Genomic DNA, 16,819 nt, shown 5'->3' with positions numbered 1-16,819 from the left:
GAGGAACGTCATGGACCCTGTGGCCGCCCTGAACCGGATCGCGTTCCTCCTTGAGCGGGCTCAGGCACCGGGGTACCGGGCGAAGGCCTTCCGTACGGCCGCCGCCGCGGTCGCCGCCCTGCCCGAGGGTGACGCGGCGAGCCGCGCGGCCGCGGGAACCCTGGAGTCGGTGAAGGGTCTCGGGCCGAAGACGGGGGCGGTGGTGCGCGAGGCGCTGGCGGGGCAGGTGCCGGAGTACCTCGCCCGGCTGGAGGGGGAGCTGCGGGACTCCCTGCGGTCCGCGGAGCCGGGGACCGGCGGCGAGGCCCTGCGGGCGGCGCTGCGCGGGGACTGTCATCTGCACTCGGACTGGTCCGACGGCGGCGCCACGATCGAGGACATGGGCCGGGCGGCGGCGGAGCTGGGTCACGAGTGGGCGGTGCTCACGGACCACTCGCCCCGGCTCACGGTGGCGCGCGGTCTGTCGCCGGAGCGGCTGCGGGAGCAACTGGACGTGGTGGCGCGGCTGAACGAGGAGTGGGCGCCGTTCCGCCTGCTGACCGGGATCGAGTGCGACATCCTGGACGACGGCTCGCTGGACCAGGAGCCGGAGCTGCTCGACCGTCTGGACCTGGTGGTGGGTTCGGTCCACTCGAAGCTCCGGATGGACGCGAGGTCGATGACCCGGCGCCTCGAGCGGGCGGTGCGCGATCCTCTGATGGACGTGCTCGGTCACTGCACGGGCCGTCTCGTGGCGGGTGGGCGGCTGCGGCCGGAGTCCGAGTTCGACGCCGAGCGGGTGTTCGCCGCGTGCGCGGAGGCAGGAACGGCCGTCGAGATCAACAGCCGCCCGGAGCGGCTCGATCCGCCCCGGCGACTGTTGCGGCTCGCGGTGGCGGCGGGTGCCTACGTCGCGGTGGACACGGACGCGCACGCGCCGGGTCAGCTGGAGTGGCAGATCCTCGGCTGCGCGCGGGCGGAGGAGTGCGGGGTGCCGGAGGACCGGGTGATCAACACCTGGCCGGCGGAACGGCTGCTGGAGTGGACGCGGGCCTGAGCGAGAGGGGCCGGGGGGGAGGCGAGGCGGGTGGTCAGGCCCGCTGCCAGACGGTGGTCGCGTTGCAGAACTCGCGGATGCCGTGGCCGGCGAGCTCACGTCCGTATCCGGAGCGCTTGATCCCCCCGAAGGGGAGCGCCGGGTGCGAGGCGGTCATGCCGTTGACGAAGACGCCGCCGGCCTCCAGGTCCCGGACGAAGAAGGCGATGTCCTCGGGGGACCGGGTCCAGACGTTGGAACTGAGTCCGAACGGGGAGTCGTTGGCGACGGCCACGGCCTCCTCGATGTCGCTCACCGGGTAGACCGTGGCGACGGGCCCGAAGGTCTCCTCCTGGTGGATCCGCATGTCGGGGGTGATGCCGGTGAGGACGGTGGGCCGGTAGTACCAGCCGTTGCGGAGCTGCGGCATGTCGGGACGGTGGCCGCCGCACAGGACGGCGGCGCCGTGGCGTACCGCGTCGTCGACGAGTTCCTCCAGATCGGTCCTGCCCTGTTCGGTGGCGAGGGGGCCGACGTCGGTGGACTCGTCGAGGGGGTCGCCCACGGTCAGGGCGTTCATGGCGGCCGTGAAGCGCTCGGAGAAGTCGTCGTACACGTCCCGGTGGACGATGAACCGCTTGGCGGCGATGCAGGACTGCCCGTTGTTCTGCACGCGCGCGGTGACGGCGGTCTTCACCGCCCCGACGATGTCGGCGGAGGGCATGACGATGTACGGGTCGCTGCCGCCGAGCTCCAGGACGGTCTTCTTCACCTCGTCGCCGGCGACGGCGGCGACGGCCCGGCCGGCCGGTTCGCTGCCGGTGAGGGTGGCGGCGACCACCCGGGGGTCGCGCAGCACCGCCTCGACGTCGCCGGAACCGATGAGGAGGGTCTGGAAGCAGCCTTCCGGGTATCCGGCGCGGCGGAAGAGGTCACCGAGGTAGAGCGCGGTCTGCGGCACGTTGGAGGCGTGCTTGAGGAGGCCGGTGTTGCCCGCCATGAGGGCGGGCGCGGCGAACCGCATCACCTGCCAGAGCGGGAAGTTCCACGGCATCACGGCGAGGATCGGGCCGAGGGGCCGGTAGTGGACACGGGCCATGTCCGCGCCGGAGTCCTGCACGTCGCTCTCGGCCGGGTGCTCGTCGGCGAGCAGCTCCTCCGCGTGGCGGGCGTACCAGCGCATGGCCTTGGCGCACTTGGCGGCCTCTGCGCGGGCGGCGACGATCGGCTTGCCCATCTCGACGGTCATCGTGCGGGCGATGTCCTCGGTGTCCTCGTCGAGCAGGTTCGCGGCGGCGCGCAGGAGGCGGGCGCGTTCGGCGAAGGAGGTGGTGCGGTACTGGCGGTACGCCTCGTGGGCGGCGCTGATCCGCCGCTCGACCTCCTCGGGCCCGTGGGCCTCGTAGGTGCGCAGCGTCTCGCCGCTCGCGGGGTTCACGGTGGCGATGCCCATGCCCAGCCTCCTCCTGCCATCGGCCCCCGTCTGCAACCTTGCGCCTGGCACGGCGGAACGCAACAGGGGCGGGGCGGTGGGGTGACCGGGGAGCCGCCGGGGGCCGCGCCGGTCAGGAGGTCAGCCAGGCGAGGGCCCCGGAGAGGTGGGCGCGGAAGACGGGGTCGCGGTACGCCTCAGGGTCGTGCCCGAGGGCGGTGAAGAAGACGCGGCCCCGGTCCACGTCCCGGCACCATACGAGCGGATGGTCGTCCCCGTGGGTGCCGCCGCGGTAGGTGGACTCGTCGGCGCGGGCGAGGATCCGTACGCGGTCCGCGCCGGTGTCCCTCGGGGCGGAGGTGAAGTTGTACCACTCGTCGGTCCAGGCCCAGCGGTCCGGGAGCGGCGCGGTCGCCGGATGGTCGTGGCCTTCGACGAGGACGACTCCGGGCTGGACCTCGGGGTGGCCGTCGAAGCGCGTGCCGAGCAGTTCCCCGTAGAAGGGCCAGTCCGGTTCGGCGTTCGCCGCGGCGTGGACGGCGAGGAGGGCGCCGCCGCCTCGCAGGTACGCCTCGAAGGCGGCACGTCCCTCGGGGGTCAGGACGTTCCCCGTCGTGGACAGCAGGACGACGACGGCGCACCGGGCCAGGCGCCCGGGAGTGAAGACGTCGGGATCCTCCGTGACCTCTGCCGTACGCCCGAGGTCGCGGGCCAGCTCCGTGAGCGCGGTGGCGCCGTCGGGGATGGACGCGTGGCGGTAGCCCGTGGTGCGGGTGTAGATCAGGACGTCGGGGGTGGGCACGGGGGGCTCCTGGGGACGACCGGGCGGCGGAGACGAGGATAGTAAGCGCTCTCCGTCGGGCGCCGACCGTAGCCACCGAGAACCCCGAGCCGCAACCCCGGCCGCTGCGGCGCACCGCCCGCGTGACGCCGGTCGAAGCGCCCACGCCGGCCCACGCCGAGAAGGTCTGGTGTCACCCCGCCCCGTCAGGGGCGGACGCCGGTCGGGGGATCTCCCTCGTCGACGCCGCCAGGAGCGGGGCGAGGAACTGCCGCTCCAGACTGCCCGGCGGCAGCACGTCCGGTTCCACGTAGCTCTGCGCGAGACCGCCCTCGCGCAGGGCGATGAGGAGCCGCGCGAACCGGTCGGCGTCCACGGTCAGTTCGCGCCCCGCGCGCCGAAGGACGAGGGTGAGGCCGCGGGCTATCTCGGCCCGCAGTCGCTCGTCGTGGCGGGCGAGGACCCAGGCGGCCTGCGGGTCCCGGATGGCGTGCAGGGTGAACTCCGTGGTCACCAGGTACCAGTCCCGCTCGTCCGGTTCGACGCGGGCGGCGAGCTCCGCGATCCGCGTCAGGGTGTACTCGTCCGCCGACAGCGCGTCGATCGCCTCGGCCAGCCTCCGCACGGTCCGGTCGCTGTGCTCGTCGAAGAGAGCGAGGAAGAGCTCCTCCTTGCTCGCGAAGTTCGAGTAGTACGCGCCTCTCGTGTAGCCCGCCCGCTCGCAGATCTGCTCGATCGTGGTCGCGTGGAACCCGTGCTCGGCGAAGGTCTCCAGGGCGGCCTTCAGGAGCGCCGCGCGGGTACGGGGCCGCCGCCCGGTGACACCTTTCGGCACGGGTGCATCCTCCTTCGTCGGGCGCCGCTCTCGCGGCGGACGCCCACCCTACCGGCGCCCCATCCCGGGCACGGATGAGCACCGGCGGATAAAATTCACCCATGGGAGAGCGACCCGTCGCGCCCGCGGCGCCAGATCTGGTCCTCGAGATCGACGGGGACACAACACGCTTGGACCCGGGGCGCGTCTACCGCGTCGGACGGGACCCCACCTGCGACATCGTGCTCGCGGACGCACGCGCGTCCTGGCACCACGCCGTGCTCTCGGCCGCCGACGGCCACTGGACCCTGGCGGACGAGGGCAGCACGAACGGCACCTTCACGGACGGCCTGCGGATGGCGGGACCCCAGGCGGTGCGCCCCGGGACGGTCGTACGCTTCGGGCATCCGGAGGACGGGCCGCGCGCGGTGTTCTGGGCGGTGTCGCGTGCGGTGCGGGCGGAAGGCACGGGGCCGGAGGACGGCGCCAGGCCGCCGGCCGTGGCGAAGCCGTCGGCCGTTCCGGAGCCGCCTGTCGCTCCGGAGCCGCCCACCGTTCCCGAGCCGCCCCTCGCCGCACCGGAGCCTCCCGCTTCGGAACCGCCCGTCGCACCGGACCCGTCGGCCGTGCCCGAGCCGCCCGCCGTACCGGAAGCGCCTGTCGTACCGGTGCCCCTGGCCGTACCGGACCCCCCGCCGGCTCCCTCGGAACCTGAGCCCCGGCCCGAACCTCCGCCGCGGGTCCAGCCCTCGCAGGCCCCCCGACCTGACCCCGCTCCCCCGGCCCCGGTCGCCCCCGAAGCCGTACGCCCGCCCGGGGCGCCGCCCCGGCCCCCGTCCGTCTCCCACCCCGCCGCCACCGGCACCTTCCGGCGGCCGACCTCCGTGCGGCCGCTGCCCGCCCACACCATCCGTATCGGCCGCGCGCCCGAGAACGACGTCGTCGTCTCCGACCTCGTCGTCTCCCGGCAGCACGCCGAGCTGCGGGCCCACCCCGACGGCACCTACTGGATCCATGACCTGGGCAGCCACAACGGCACCTTCCTCAACGGCGCTCCCGTCGTCGACGCCCGGGTCACCCCGGAGGACATCGTCGGCATCGGCCGCTGCGCGTTCTGTCTGATCGGCGGGCAGCTCGTCGAGTTCACCGACACCGGCGAGGTCTCCCTCGACGTCCAGCAGCTCGCCGTCACCATCGACCACGGACGCCGGACCCTCCTCGACGAGGTGTCCTTCCCGGTGGGCCAGAAGTGCCTGCTCGGGGTCGTCGGCCCGTCCGGCGCGGGCAAGTCGACGCTCCTCGGCGCGCTCACCGGCCAACGCCCCGCCGACCGGGGCACGGTGCTCTACGACGGCCGCGACCTGTACCGGGACTACGCCGAGCTCCGCCAGCGCATCGGGCTCGTGCCGCAGGACGACATCCTGCACCTCCAGCTCACGGTGCGCCGGGCCCTCGGTTACGCCGCCGAGCTGCGCTTCCCCGAGGACACCGTCCCCGCCGAGCGGCGGGCCCGGGTGGACGAGGTGATCCGCGAGCTGGGTCTGGTGGAGCGCGCGAAGCAGCCGATCCACAGTCTCTCCGGCGGCCAGCGCAAGCGGGTGAGCGTCGCCCTGGAACTCCTCACCAAGCCGTCGCTCCTCTTCCTGGACGAGCCGACCTCCGGCCTCGACCCGGGCATGGACCGGTCCGTGATGCACATGCTGCGCGGGCTCGCGGACGACGGGCGTACGGTCGTCGTGGTCACGCACAGCGTGCTCAGTCTGGACGTGTGCGACCGGTTGCTCGTGCTGGCACCCGGCGGTCGGGTCGCGTACTACGGGCCGCCCGGGGACGCTCTCGGCTTCTTCGGTTTCGCGCAGTGGCCGGAGGCGTTCGAGGCCTTCGAGAACGACCGGGACCGCGACTGGGCCGGCCAGTACCGGTCCTCGCGCTTCCACCGCCGGTACATCGAGGACTCCACCGCCCGCCCGGACGTTCCCGTGCCCGTCGCCGGGGACGGGATCAGGAAGGGGGGTGGCGCCCCGCCTTCGGAGCCGGCCCCGCCCCCGAAGGCGCAGAGCTGGGGTTCTCAGCTGCGGACGCTCGTACGCCGGTACGCGGCGGCGCTCGCCGCCGACCGCACCTTCCTCGCCATCATGATCGCTCTGCCGTTCGTGATGGGCGCGATGGCCAGAGCCCTGTCCGAGGGCAGCCTCAATCCCGAGTCGACGCTGAACGTGCTGCTCATCCTGTGCGTGGGCGGAGTCCTCACGGGCGCGGCGAACGCCGTGCGCGAACTCGTCAAGGAGCGCACCATCTACCGGCGCGAGAGAGCCGTGGGCCTGTCCCGCTCCGCGTACCTCGCCTCCAAAGTGGTGGTCCTCGGCCTGATCACCGTGGTGCAGGCCGTCGTGCTGACCCTGGTCGCCCTGATCGGCGTGCCGTTGAACGTGCCCGGCGGCAAGGGGGTCCTCCTGCCTCCGCTCGTGGAGATCACGCTGGCCGTCGCGCTGCTCTCGTTCACGGCGATGATGCTCGGCCTGCTCGTCTCGGCGCTGGTGCGCAAGGAGGAGGTGACGATGCCGCTGCTCGTCCTCCTCGCCATCGTGCAGGTGGTGTTCTGCGGGGCGCTCCTGACCGTACGGGGCACGCTCGTCCTGGAGCAGCTGGCCTGGCTGGTCCCCTCCCGCTGGGCGTTCGCGGCGATGGGCGCGACGATCGACATCGGGAAGGTCGCGCCGAGCGACAAGACGACGGATCCCCTGATGCGCCACACGGCGGAGGCCTGGTTGTTCGACATGGGCATGATGGTGCTGCTCTGTCTCGTCCTCGGCCTGGTCGTGGCCCGGCTGCTGCGCCGCCACGAGCCGGTCGTCATGCGGAGGTAGACCGTGAGCGTCCCCGTACCCGAGTACCTGCCCGACTTCCGGCCCACCCATGTCGTGCCGCGGGGCGGTCTCGCCGCGTGGGAGACGCCGGACCCGGCGCTGCCCACGGTGCCGCTCGACGCGTTCCTGCCGGTGCGTCTGGAGGAGCGGGCCGGGGACTGGGGGCGGATCCAGTGCTCCAACGGCTGGGCCGCGTGGGTCGACGCCCGCCTCCTCGTCGCCGTCCCCGACGACCCTCCGGCGGCGGGCCGGCCACTCACCAGGACCGCCGATCCGCGTCCGCTGATCGCCCGCGCGGAGGACGCGCTCGGCCGCTACCGGCGCGCCGCCGACGAGCTGGGGTCGGGCCGTCTCGACCGCGAGCACTTCCGGCTGCGGACCCGTGGCCTGCGGGTCGGCATGGTGGTCGACGGCGAGTCCGTGTGGCTGTACGACGCGGAGCACGAGCGCTGGGTGTACTGCGACGGGGTCGGGCTCAGTACGTACGCCGCTTCGGCCGCGCCCTCGGTCGCCGCGTCCTCCCCGGCCGCCTCCCCCACCTCCCCCGCCGCCGGTTCCGCGCCGCCGGACGAACCCCGGGAGGAACGGCCCGGTCCCACGCCCCCGGCGCACGAGCCGACGCAGGTGGTGGTGCGGGGCGATCCGTCCGCCGCCGCGGGGCCGCCGCCGACGCAGGTGGTGCCGCGCCCGCCCTCCGGCCCGGCCGGTGAAGGCTGATGACCGGCGTGCCGCACGACGACCCCGAGCTCCCCGCGGGCCGCCCCTCGGGGCTCCTGGGCAGGGAGGTCGCGGGCTACCGCGTGGAGGGCGAGATCGGGCGCGGCGGCATGGCGGTCGTCTACCGGGCGCGGGACCTGCGGCTCGGCCGGACGGTGGCGCTGAAGCTGCTCGCCCCCGAGCTGGCCCGTAACGACACGTTCCGCAAGCGCTTCGCGCACGAGTCGCGGGTGGCGGCGTCGATCGACCACCCGCACATCGTGCCGGTCTTCGAGGCGGGCGAGACGGAGGGCGTGCTGTACATCGCGATGCGGTACGTGGCCGGGCAGGACCTGGTGGCGCTGCTCGACCGCGAGGGGCCGCTGCCGCCCGTGAAGGCGGGGCGGATCGCCGTCCAGATCGCCTCGGCCCTGGACGCGGCACACGCGCACGACCTGGTGCACCGGGACGTGAAGCCCGGCAACATCCTGGTCGCCGAGGGCACCGACCGCGACCACCCGGAGCACGTGTACCTCACGGACTTCGGCCTGACGAAGAAGTCGCTGTCCCTCACCGGCTTCACCACGGTGGGCGAGTTCGTCGGCACCCTCGACTACGTGGCGCCCGAGCAGATCTCGGGGAAGCCGGTGGACGGCCGTTGCGACGTGTACAGCCTGGCGTGCGTGGTGTTCGAGACCCTGGTGGGAGCGCCGCCGTTCCGTCGTGACACCGACTGGGCGGTGCTGTGGGCGCAGCAGTACGATCCGCCGCCGCCGCTCTCCGAGGTCCGTCCGGGTCTGCCGGAGGCGGCTGACCCGGTGTTCGCGAAGGCGCTGGCGAAGACGCCGGAGGAGCGGTACGGGACGTGCCTGGAGTTCGTCGCGGAGCTGCGGGCCGCGCTGGTCTCGGGGGGCGGCGGCGGGGCGGGGCCGGTGGTGGCGAAGGGCCCCGAGCCGCTCGGTCCGCCGACGGACCCACCGGCGTGGGCACGGCCGGTGTTCCGTGACCTGGGATCCGGGAGGTGACCGGGCTCCCGCCGGGGACGGTCTTTCCCCGGGCGGAACCCGCCGACGCGGGGAGCGCGCCCGATCACTACAGTCATGCGCATGGCAGCACCAGTGCTTCAGGCGATCGAGGCGGACGGGACCACCTGGGACGACCCGTCCGAGGACCGGCTGCACGACCTGCTGGCCGACATGAACCTCACCTGGCGGTTCGTCGTCGTGCGACGGCTCGACGGGGAACCGGTGGACCAGCACTACATGCAGGTGTATCTCCACGACGACCTGAGCTACCAGGTGGAGTACCGCGAGGGAGGGCCGGACCGGCACTTCCAGGCCTGGGTGCCCCGCACCCACGAGGTCTTCGCGGTGGAACCCGTGGCCGAGGTGGTCCAGAACTGGGCCTTCGACCGACCCGGTTGGCGTGAGGCGCTCTCCTGGACGCCCTGGTCCCCCGCAGAGGCCTGCGCCCGTCCCCTTACGGACACTCGCTGACGAACTGCCCTCCGGCGTGACACGAGGGGCTCATCGAGAAGCGGCCCGTACGCGTCCCGCCGGCCCCGGGGTCACCCTCGGGAGGGCGGTCGCGGGTCCTCGATCTCGCCCTTGCGGCGCACCCGGGTGGCGAGGAGTCCGCCGAGGAAGCCGAAGAACAGGCCCCAGAGGAGGGCGAGGCCGGCGGTCTTCCAGACGTGGGGGCGCAGGAGCACCTGTCCGCCGAGGGAGTCGAGGTCGCCGATGCCGAGGACGGAGAGGCCGAAGCGGGCCTCGACCAGGGTGAGCGGGGCGACGACCAGCATGGTGAGGGCGAACGCGACGCCCAGGTGCAGGGCGTGCTGCCAGAGCGTGATGCGGGCCGGGGAGCGGACCGCGGCCGCGAAGGCGACGGCGAGGACCAGGACGGCGGCGACGGGGAGCAGCCACCAGGCCCGTCCGTCCTGCGCGGCGAGCGAGCCGAGGTCGATGGTCGAGAGGTCCGGGGTGTCGCCCGTGCCGCTGCCCCGGCGCAGTACGGCGTCCAGGATCTGCGGCATGGGAAGGCCGAAGGGGCCTTCGGCGCGGCCCTCCCACGAGCCGCCGATGCCCACCCCGAGGGCGAGCCAGGTGACGTTGGGCAGGCCGAGCAGCAGGACGGCGAGGGTTTCGGCGGCGTGGCCCCTGGTCGCCGCCACGATCACACCGATGACGAGGCCGGCGGCCGCGTACGCGAGGAGCAGCAGGAGCATCGCGTGGGCGGCGGGCCGGACGGGTTCCTGGTAGCGGACGAGCCGGGGCGGCAGCGGGGTCCTGCGGGAGACGAGGAGGGCGACGACGAGCACGCCGAGGATCCACAGGAGGCCGTAGAACAGGGTGGGGCCCAGGTCGGTGCGGAAGCCGACGGTGGGGTTCACGGCGTCGAGGAGCTCTCCGAAGATGTCCGCGAGGTCTCCCGTGGGGTCTCCGCCGCCGAGGGCGATGCGGAAGTCGTGCCGGGCGAGCGCGGAGAGCCCCGCGAGGGCGATCAGCCAGAGGACGACGGTGCTCGCGGCGCGCAGCAGGAGTTCGCGGGTGCGCGCCACGGCGTGGTGGCGCAGCGGACGCAGGAAGCAGAAACCCGTGACCAGTGCGCCCACCAGGGTGACGGTGAGGGGCATGGCGGTCAGTTCGCCCTGGGTTCCGGCGAGGGCTCCGGCGTCGCCGGAGAGCTCGACCTTGCCGCCCACGGCCATGACGACGACCGCGGCGAGGACGGCGGAGAAGCCGCCGGGCAGGTCGTCCGCGCCCGCGGCCCAGAGGCCGAGACCGGCCGTGACACCCATCGCGAGGTATCCGGCGACCACAGCCGTCAGGGCGTGGAGGCCGATGCGGGCCAGGGGCGCGGTGGAGGTCGCGGCGGGCCGCGTGGAGGTGGGGGGCGGGCTGCTCACGCTGACCACGCTAGTAGCGGTGCCGGACGGTTGCTTGCCGACGGCGGTGCAGCCGCCGGGTGGGGGGGGCGGTGGGTGCGTACTCCGACGCGGGTGCGTACTCCGACGCGGGTGCGTACTCGACGTGGGTGCGTACTCGACGTGGGTGCCTCCGCTTGCGGGCGGGCACTGTTCGGCGCACACAATGGGCCCGGAACGGAAGAAAGGGAAAAACGTGACTTCCCACCCGCCGTCCGGCCCCCCGTCCGGCCCCCCTTCGGTCCCTCCCGCAGGTCCCCCCTCGGGCCCCCTCTCGGGTCGGAGCACACGCCCCGGGACCGCCGGCCCACCGCCACCCCCCGGGCCTCCCCACGACGGTTCGGGGGGAGGTCGGGGCGGCGGCGGTTCCTCCGGCGGCTCAGGGAGGGGTGGCTCGGGCGCTTCCCACGGAAACGGCTCCGGCAAGGGCCCGTGGTGGCGCTCCGTCCCGAAGGTCGCCTCGGTCACCGCCGTCGTGGTGGCGGCCGCCGCCCTGGCCGTCGTCCTCAGCAACAGCCCCGACGGCGGCGGCTCGGGGGGATCGGCCGGCGGCGAGGTGTTCCTCCAGAACGCGGCCGCCTCGGGACCCGACCCGTTCACCCGATCGACGGCACGTACCGGCGGCGCCTCCGCCTCGCCGGCCTCGCTGCCGCCCCGTACCGCCTCGGCGACCCCCGAGGTGTCGGGGTCGACGCCGGGCCTCTACGGCGGAACGCGCTCGGTGCCCAGCTGCGACGTGGAACAGCAGGTGCGCTACCTCTCCGGTGAGCCCGCGAAGAACACCGCCTTCGCCTCGGTCGCGGGCGTCGCCCCGAACCGGGTACCGGCCTATCTGCGCTCCCTGACCCCGCTTCAACTCCGTGCCGACACCCGGGTGACGAACCACGGCTACCGGGACGGCGCCGCCACCCCCTACCAGGCGGTGCTCCAGGCCGGGACGGCGGTCCTGGTCGACGGCCGTGGCGTACCGCGGGTGCGCTGCGCCTGCGGGAATCCGCTGACCGATCCGGTGCCGCAGAAGGCACCGCGCACGACGGGGACGCCGTGGCAGGGGTTCAGCACCTCCCGGGTCGTCGTCGTGGCACCCTCGGTGACGGTCGTGAACGTCTTCGTCGTGTACGACCCCGAGGACGACGAGTGGTTCGCGCGCAAGCACGGCGACACGGGCCCGCAGGACAAGCCGACCACGCCGCCTCCGCCGCCCACCGCGCCCCCCTCGACGTCGGCGTCGGCGTCCCCCTCGCCCTCCGCGTCGACCTCCTCGTCCCCGCCCGTCTCCCCGTCGACGTCCTCGCCGCCGACGCCCCCGTCGGACACGCCACCGTCGACCGACACGCCCCCGTCGACCGACACGCCCCCGCCCGACACGTCGCCGTCGACCGAGTCGTCGGAGCCGGAGTCGTCGCCCGCCACGGACGGTCCGGCGGATCTGACCACCACCGGCGACTCGACCGACCGGTCGGCCTCGGTCGGCGATCCGACGACCGTCTCCCCGCTGTCGCCCCCGGCCGACTCGGCCACGACCTCGGTCCCGGGCCCTCCCCCGGCTCCTCTGCCCGGATTCCCGGCCGGCCGGACGTCCTGACGCCTGACGCCCGGTCCGGCGCCTTATTCGGATGCCGGCTCACGAAGGTCGGTGTACGGTCCACCGAGTGGAACCATTGACCGACAGACAGATCCGCTCGTCCTTCGTGAACTGCACCAAGGGCGAGGCGGCGCGCCTCAAGCTGCCGCTCGACTTCGCCGAACTCCCTTGGGACGACCTGGACTTCCTGGGCTGGGTGGACCCGGGTGCGCCGCTGCGCGCGCATCTGGTCGTGCCCCGCGCGGACGGCCCGGTCGGGGTGACCCTGCGCGTGCCGGCCGCGGGCCGGACCAGCGCCGTGAAGTCGAGCATGTGCCAGGTCTGCCTGACCGGACACGCCTCGTCGGGCGTCACGCTCCTTGTCGCGCCCCTCGCGGGCACCCGTGGCCGCGAGGGGAACACGGTCGGCATCTACCTCTGCGCCGACCTCGCCTGCTCCCTGTACGTACGGGGCAGGCGCCTGCCCAAGCTGCGCGGCAGACGCCACGAGGAGTCCCTCACGCTCGACGAGCAGGTCGCACGCCTGACGGGCAACCTGGACGCGTTCGTCGGCCGGGTGACGGCGGGCTGAACCCGGCCGGGCCGGGACCGGCTCAGCGGAAGGCCTGCTCGCCGGTGAGCGCCTTGCCGATGACCAGGGAGTGGACCTCGCTCGTGCCCTCGTAGGTGAGCACCGACTCCAGGTTGTTGGCGTGGCGCAGCACCGGGTACTCCAGGGTGATGCCGTTGGCGCCCAGGATCGTGCGGCACTCGCGGGCGATGGCGATGGCCTCGCGGACGTTGTTCAGCTTGCCGACGCTGACCTGCTCGGGGGTGAGCGTGCCCGCGTCCTTGAGCCGGCCCAGGTGGAGGGCGAGCAGCATGCCCTTGCCGAGTTCGAGGGACATGTCGGCGAGCTTCGCCTGCGTCAGCTGGTACGAGGCGAGGGAGCGGTCGAAGACGATCCGGTCGCGGGCGTACGAGATCGCCGTCTCCAGGCAGTCGCGGGCGGCACCGAGGGCGCCGAAGACGATGCCGAAGCGGGCTTCGTTGAGGCAGCCGAGGGGGCCGGAGAGGCCGCGGGCCTCCGGCAGCATCGCGTCGGCCGGGAGGCGTACGTCCTCCAGGACCAGTTCGCTGGTGACGCTCGCCCGCAGGGAGAGCTTCTGCTTGATCTCCGGGGCGCTGAAACCGGGCGTGCCGGACGGGACGAGGAATCCGCGCACGCCTTCCTCGGTGCGGGCCCAGACGACGGCCACATCGGCCACGGAGCCGTTGGTGATCCACATCTTGGTGCCGTTGAGGACCCAGTCGGAGCCGTCGCGCTTGGCGTTCGTCCGCATGGCGCCCGGGTCGGAGCCGGCGTCGGGCTCGGTGAGGCCGAAGCAGCCGATGTACTCACCCGCCGCCATCCTCGGCAGCCAGCGCTGCTTCTGCTCCTCGGAGCCGTACTTCCAGATCGCGTACATGGCGAGGGAGCCCTGCACGGACACCAGGGAGCGCAGGCCCGAGTCCACGGCCTCCAGTTCCAGACAGGCGAGGCCGTACGCGACGGAGTTCGTGCCCGCGCAGCCGTAACCCTCCAGGTGCATGCCGAGGACGCCGACGGAGCCGAGGGTGCGGGCGAGTTCGCGGGCGGGGATCTCACCCTTCTCGAACCAGCCGGCGACATGGGGGCGCAGGTCGCGGTCGGCGACGGCGCGCACGGTGCGGCGGATCTCGCGCTCCTCGCCGGTGAGCAGTCCGTCGACGGCGAGCAGGTCGAAGGGGTGCACGGGGACGGAGCTGGACTGCGGCGACTTCACGGACGGCCTCCTGGCGGCTGTGGCGACTCGGCGTGCCGAGCGTAGCGGCAGATCGGATATTGGATCCAGTATTGAAAATCCCGAATCCGGCCCGTACGGTCCGACCGGATCCGATCGCCAGCGAGGGAGAGCGGAATGCGCGCAGATCAGCCGGGTATGCCGGGAGCTCCGGAGTCTCATGGAGGGCCCGGCGCGACGGCGGCAGGCGCCCTCTCCGGGATCGTCGTCGCCGACTTCGGCCGGGTCCTGGCCGGTCCGTACATGACGATGCTCCTCGCCGACCTGGGCGCCGACGTCATCAAGATCGAGCGTCCGGGTTCCGGCGACGACACGCGCGCGTGGGGCCCGCCGTTCGCCGCCGGGGAGGCCACGTACTTCCTCGGGGTGAACCGGAACAAGCGCTCCGTCGCCCTCGACCTCACGGACCCCGACGACCTGGCGGCGGCGCGCGCGATCGTGGACCGCGCGGACGTCCTGGTGGAGAACTTCCGCCCCGGCACCATGGAGAGGCTCGGCCTCGGCTACGAGGACGTCCGGACGGCCAACCCCGGGCTCGTCTACTGCTCGGTGACCGGTTTCGGCACCGCCGACGGCGCCCGGCTGCCCGGATACGACCTGCTCGTCCAGGCCATGGGCGGCCTCATGAGCGTGACGGGCGAACCGGGCGGACAGGGGACGAAGGCCGGGGTCGCGCTGGTCGACGTCATCACCGGGCTCCACGCGGGCCTCGGCGTCCTCGCCGCCCTCCGGCACCGGGAACGCACCGGCGAGGGCCAACGGGTCGAGGTCTCCCTCCTGACCTCCCTCCTCTCCGCGCTCACCAACCAGGCCGCCGCCCACCTAGGCACCGGGGTCGTGCCCCGCGCGATGGGCAACAGGCACCCGAGCATCGCCCCGTACGAGGTGTTCGAGGCGCAGGACCGGCCACTGGTTCTGGCCGTGGGCAACGACCGGCAGTTCGGGGCCCTCTGCGAGCGGCTCGGCCTTCCGGGACTCGCCGGGGACCCGCGCTTCGCCACCAACACCGCCCGGGTCGCCCACCGGGAGGAGCTGGTCGCGGCGCTCGCCGGGCCGCTCGGCGCCCGTACCGCCGACAGCTGGTTCGAGGAGCTCACCGCGGCGGGCGTGCCGTGCGGGCCGATCAACGATCTGGCCGCCGCCTTCGACCTCGCCGACCGGCTGGGGCTCGCCCCCCGGGTCCCGGAGTCCGCGGTCGGCCCCGGTCAGGTCGCCCATCCGATCCGGTTCGACGCCACCCCGCCCGCCTACCGCGCCGCTCCCCCGCGGCTCGGCGAGCACACGGAGGACCTGATGGCGGAGCTGGGACGGTCCGTCCACGGGGGCTCGGCGTCCAACGGCCGCGCGTAGGAAGATGGTCGCCACCGGTGCGGGGACGCGCGGGTGGGCGGCACGAGGGAACGGAAGGTCACAGGCGATGAGCAGCGCGGTGCAGAAGAGGCGGCCGCAGACCGCCCAGCAGTTCGTCCTCGGGGAACTGCGGCGCGCCATCACCAGCGGGGAGCTCAGGCCCGGTGGGCAGATCCGCCAGGACGCCCTCGCGGCCCGGTTCGAGGTGAGCCGGGTGCCGCTGCGCGAGGCCCTGAAGTCCCTGGAGGCGGAGGGCCTGGTCGTCCATCACATCCACCGGGGGTACTTCGTCGCGGAGCTTTCGCTCGCCGACCTGGAGGAGATCTACCGGATCCGTGAGCTTTTGGAGACGGAGGCCGTACGCATGGCGGTCCGGCGCATGCCGGAAGGCACGGTCGACACCCTGGAGCGCGTCCAGGGCGAGGTGGAGCGGGCCGCGGACGAGGGTGACGTGCCGGGGATGGCCGCGGCGAACCGGCTCTTCCACTTCACCCTGATCGAGGCGTCGGGCATGCCCCGCCTGGTCCGCCTCATCGCGACCCTGTGGGACTCCACCGACGCGTACCGCTCGCTCTACTACGCCGAGGACCCGCACCGGAAGCAGGCGGTCCGCGAGCACCGCGCCGTCATCTCCGCCCTCCGCCACGGCGACGAGGAGGCCGCGATCCGGTGGCTCGACGAGCACCGCGCCCACGCGGTGGCGGCCCTGCGCCGGGTCCTGGACCTGGAGCGGGGCTGAGACACGGCCGCACCCTTCGTCGGATGGGCGGGCCGCCGGGACACCGGTCACCGGGAAGCCGCCCCCCTCGCGCGTGCGGCGGGCGGCGCCCGTGGTGTCACCGGCCGGGTCTCTCGCCTAACCTGGCGCCGGACGCGAGGAGGAACCATGGGGCGGATGCCGTCGGCCGAACGACGCAGGCAGCTGGTCGAGGCGGCGATCAGGGCGATGACCAGGGACGGTGTCGCCCGGACCACGACCCGGTCGATCTGCGCGGAGGCCGGGGTGTCGCTGAGCGTCTTCCACTACTGCTTCGAGTCCAAGCAGGCGCTCCTGGAAGCCGCGATCGAGACGATCACCGGCAACTACGTGGCGCGGGTGATGTCGGCCGTCGAGCCGGGCGCCACGCTGCGGGAGACCGTGCGGGGAGCGCTCCAGACGTACTGGGACCATGTCACGGCCCACCCCGGTGAGCACATGCTGACGTACGACCTCACCCAGTACGCCCTGAGGGAGCCGGGGTTCGAGCATCTGGCGCGCGCCCAGTACGAGCAGTACGTGGTGGCGGCTGCTGCTCTGGTCGAGCAGGTCCGCGCGCCCCGGGGTCTTCAGCCGAGCGTCTCGGTGGAGACGATCGCGCGGTATCTGGCGGCGGTGATCGACGGTCTCACCGTGCAGTTCCTCGTACTCGGCGACGACAAGGCGGCTGCGGCGCAGCTCGACCTGACGGCTGAGCAGCTGGTTTTGCTGATCGAGGGCTGACGGCCCGGCGGGTCCCCCCTCCTGGTCGGCCGGACGTGCTCCGCCTTCAACAGGTCATCCGTCCCGGACTC

15 protein-coding genes are annotated in these 16,819 nt (G+C 73.5%); 10 read left to right on the top strand and 5 right to left on the bottom strand.

The features are described from left to right. Positions 1-10: 10 nt before the first annotated feature. Positions 11-1,036: a PHP domain-containing protein gene (locus ACFWV2_RS17460; RefSeq protein ID WP_384405903.1), complete on the top strand. Its 1,026-nt coding sequence runs from the start codon at positions 11-13 to the stop codon at positions 1,034-1,036. Positions 1,037-1,070: 34 nt separating this feature from the next. On the opposite strand, the gene ACFWV2_RS17455 is transcribed toward ACFWV2_RS17460, so the two are convergent. The 3 genes from ACFWV2_RS17455 to ACFWV2_RS17445 all read right to left on the bottom strand — a co-directional run bounded on the left by ACFWV2_RS17455 (position 1,071) and on the right by ACFWV2_RS17445 (position 4,063). Further along, on the bottom strand, positions 1,071-2,468 hold the full coding sequence (locus ACFWV2_RS17455; RefSeq protein ID WP_384405902.1) for an NADP-dependent succinic semialdehyde dehydrogenase: 1,398 nt from the start codon (positions 2,466-2,468) through the stop codon (positions 1,071-1,073). Positions 2,469-2,580: 112 nt separating this feature from the next. Further along, a complete protein-coding gene (locus ACFWV2_RS17450) occupies positions 2,581-3,249 on the bottom strand; it encodes a ThuA domain-containing protein (RefSeq protein WP_384405901.1) in 669 nt (222 codons plus the stop codon). A 172-nt stretch (positions 3,250-3,421) separates the two neighbouring features. Continuing rightward, entirely contained in the window at positions 3,422-4,063 is a 642-nt protein-coding gene (locus tag ACFWV2_RS17445; RefSeq protein ID WP_384405900.1) for a TetR/AcrR family transcriptional regulator, read from the bottom strand. Positions 4,064-4,164: 101 nt separating this feature from the next. Between ACFWV2_RS17445 and ACFWV2_RS17440 the strand changes: the two genes are divergently transcribed. The 4 genes from ACFWV2_RS17440 (at position 4,165) to ACFWV2_RS17425 (ending at position 9,101) form a co-directional block, all read left to right on the top strand. After that, positions 4,165-6,909 (top strand): FHA domain-containing protein, encoded by a 2,745-nt coding sequence (locus ACFWV2_RS17440; protein ID WP_384405899.1) that lies wholly within the window; start codon positions 4,165-4,167, stop codon positions 6,907-6,909. 3 nt (positions 6,910-6,912) lie between these two features. Then, positions 6,913-7,626, top strand: coding sequence for a hypothetical protein (locus tag ACFWV2_RS17435; RefSeq protein ID WP_384405898.1), 714 nt, complete (start codon positions 6,913-6,915; stop codon positions 7,624-7,626). Next, positions 7,626-8,630, top strand: a complete 1,005-nt coding sequence (locus ACFWV2_RS17430; RefSeq protein WP_384405897.1) for a serine/threonine-protein kinase — start codon at positions 7,626-7,628, stop codon at positions 8,628-8,630. The genes ACFWV2_RS17435 and ACFWV2_RS17430 overlap by 1 nt, the downstream gene beginning before the upstream one ends. An 81-nt stretch (positions 8,631-8,711) precedes the next feature. After that, complete coding sequence (locus ACFWV2_RS17425; RefSeq protein ID WP_384405896.1) at positions 8,712-9,101, top strand: hypothetical protein; 390 nt, start codon at positions 8,712-8,714, stop codon at positions 9,099-9,101. A gap of 71 nt (positions 9,102-9,172) precedes the next feature. Here ACFWV2_RS17425 and ACFWV2_RS17420 read toward each other — a convergent pair whose 3' ends face one another. Beyond that, complete coding sequence (locus ACFWV2_RS17420; RefSeq protein ID WP_384405895.1) at positions 9,173-10,522, bottom strand: streptophobe family protein; 1,350 nt, start codon at positions 10,520-10,522, stop codon at positions 9,173-9,175. A gap of 175 nt (positions 10,523-10,697) precedes the next feature. Here ACFWV2_RS17420 and ACFWV2_RS17415 point away from each other — a divergent pair, with 175 nt between their 5' ends. Beyond that, positions 10,698-12,116, top strand: a complete 1,419-nt coding sequence (locus ACFWV2_RS17415; RefSeq protein ID WP_384405894.1) for a DUF6777 domain-containing protein — start codon at positions 10,698-10,700, stop codon at positions 12,114-12,116. A 31-nt stretch (positions 12,117-12,147) separates the two neighbouring features. Further along, positions 12,148-12,687 carry an FBP domain-containing protein gene (locus ACFWV2_RS17410; protein ID WP_384405893.1) on the top strand — a complete coding sequence of 180 codons (540 nt, stop codon included), beginning with the start codon at positions 12,148-12,150 and terminating at the stop codon, positions 12,685-12,687. A 22-nt stretch (positions 12,688-12,709) separates the two neighbouring features. Here the strand turns inward: ACFWV2_RS17410 and ACFWV2_RS17405 are convergent, their stop codons facing one another. Beyond that, a complete protein-coding gene (locus ACFWV2_RS17405; protein WP_384405892.1) occupies positions 12,710-13,900 on the bottom strand; it encodes an acyl-CoA dehydrogenase family protein in 1,191 nt (396 codons plus the stop codon). A 135-nt stretch (positions 13,901-14,035) separates the two neighbouring features. Here ACFWV2_RS17405 and ACFWV2_RS17400 point away from each other — a divergent pair, with 135 nt between their 5' ends. From ACFWV2_RS17400 to ACFWV2_RS17390, 3 genes are all read left to right on the top strand, one after another. Then, on the top strand, positions 14,036-15,268 hold the full coding sequence (locus ACFWV2_RS17400) for a CaiB/BaiF CoA transferase family protein (RefSeq protein WP_384405891.1): 1,233 nt from the start codon (positions 14,036-14,038) through the stop codon (positions 15,266-15,268). Positions 15,269-15,335: 67 nt separating this feature from the next. After that, on the top strand, positions 15,336-16,007 hold the full coding sequence (locus ACFWV2_RS17395; protein ID WP_384405890.1) for a GntR family transcriptional regulator: 672 nt from the start codon (positions 15,336-15,338) through the stop codon (positions 16,005-16,007). A 147-nt stretch (positions 16,008-16,154) separates the two neighbouring features. Continuing rightward, positions 16,155-16,748: a TetR/AcrR family transcriptional regulator gene (locus ACFWV2_RS17390; protein WP_384405889.1), complete on the top strand. Its 594-nt coding sequence runs from the start codon at positions 16,155-16,157 to the stop codon at positions 16,746-16,748. Positions 16,749-16,819: the final 71 nt, after the last annotated feature.

The organism is Streptomyces sp. NPDC058671, from assembly GCF_042716475.1.
GTDB lineage: Bacteria > Actinomycetota > Actinomycetes > Streptomycetales > Streptomycetaceae > Streptomyces.
The sequence above is the reverse complement of the archived record's forward strand: the minus strand, read 5'-3'. Positions and strand labels throughout refer to the sequence as shown.

Excerpts from the sequence above, each read along its gene's own strand:
- ACFWV2_RS17460 (WP_384405903.1), top strand. The coding sequence starts at position 11 with ATGGACCCTGTGGCCGCCCTGAACCGGATCGCGTTCCTCCTTGAGCGG.
- ACFWV2_RS17455 (WP_384405902.1), bottom strand. The coding sequence starts at position 2,468 with ATGGGCATCGCCACCGTGAACCCCGCGAGCGGCGAGACGCTGCGCACC.
- ACFWV2_RS17440 (WP_384405899.1), top strand. The coding sequence starts at position 4,165 with ATGGGAGAGCGACCCGTCGCGCCCGCGGCGCCAGATCTGGTCCTCGAG.
- ACFWV2_RS17430 (WP_384405897.1), top strand. The coding sequence starts at position 7,626 with ATGACCGGCGTGCCGCACGACGACCCCGAGCTCCCCGCGGGCCGCCCC.
- ACFWV2_RS17425 (WP_384405896.1), top strand. The coding sequence starts at position 8,712 with ATGGCAGCACCAGTGCTTCAGGCGATCGAGGCGGACGGGACCACCTGG.
- ACFWV2_RS17415 (WP_384405894.1), top strand. The coding sequence starts at position 10,698 with ATGGGCCCGGAACGGAAGAAAGGGAAAAACGTGACTTCCCACCCGCCG.
- ACFWV2_RS17410 (WP_384405893.1), top strand. The coding sequence starts at position 12,148 with ATGCCGGCTCACGAAGGTCGGTGTACGGTCCACCGAGTGGAACCATTG.
- ACFWV2_RS17400 (WP_384405891.1), top strand. The coding sequence starts at position 14,036 with ATGCGCGCAGATCAGCCGGGTATGCCGGGAGCTCCGGAGTCTCATGGA.
- ACFWV2_RS17395 (WP_384405890.1), top strand. The coding sequence starts at position 15,336 with ATGAGCAGCGCGGTGCAGAAGAGGCGGCCGCAGACCGCCCAGCAGTTC.
- ACFWV2_RS17390 (WP_384405889.1), top strand. The coding sequence starts at position 16,155 with ATGGGGCGGATGCCGTCGGCCGAACGACGCAGGCAGCTGGTCGAGGCG.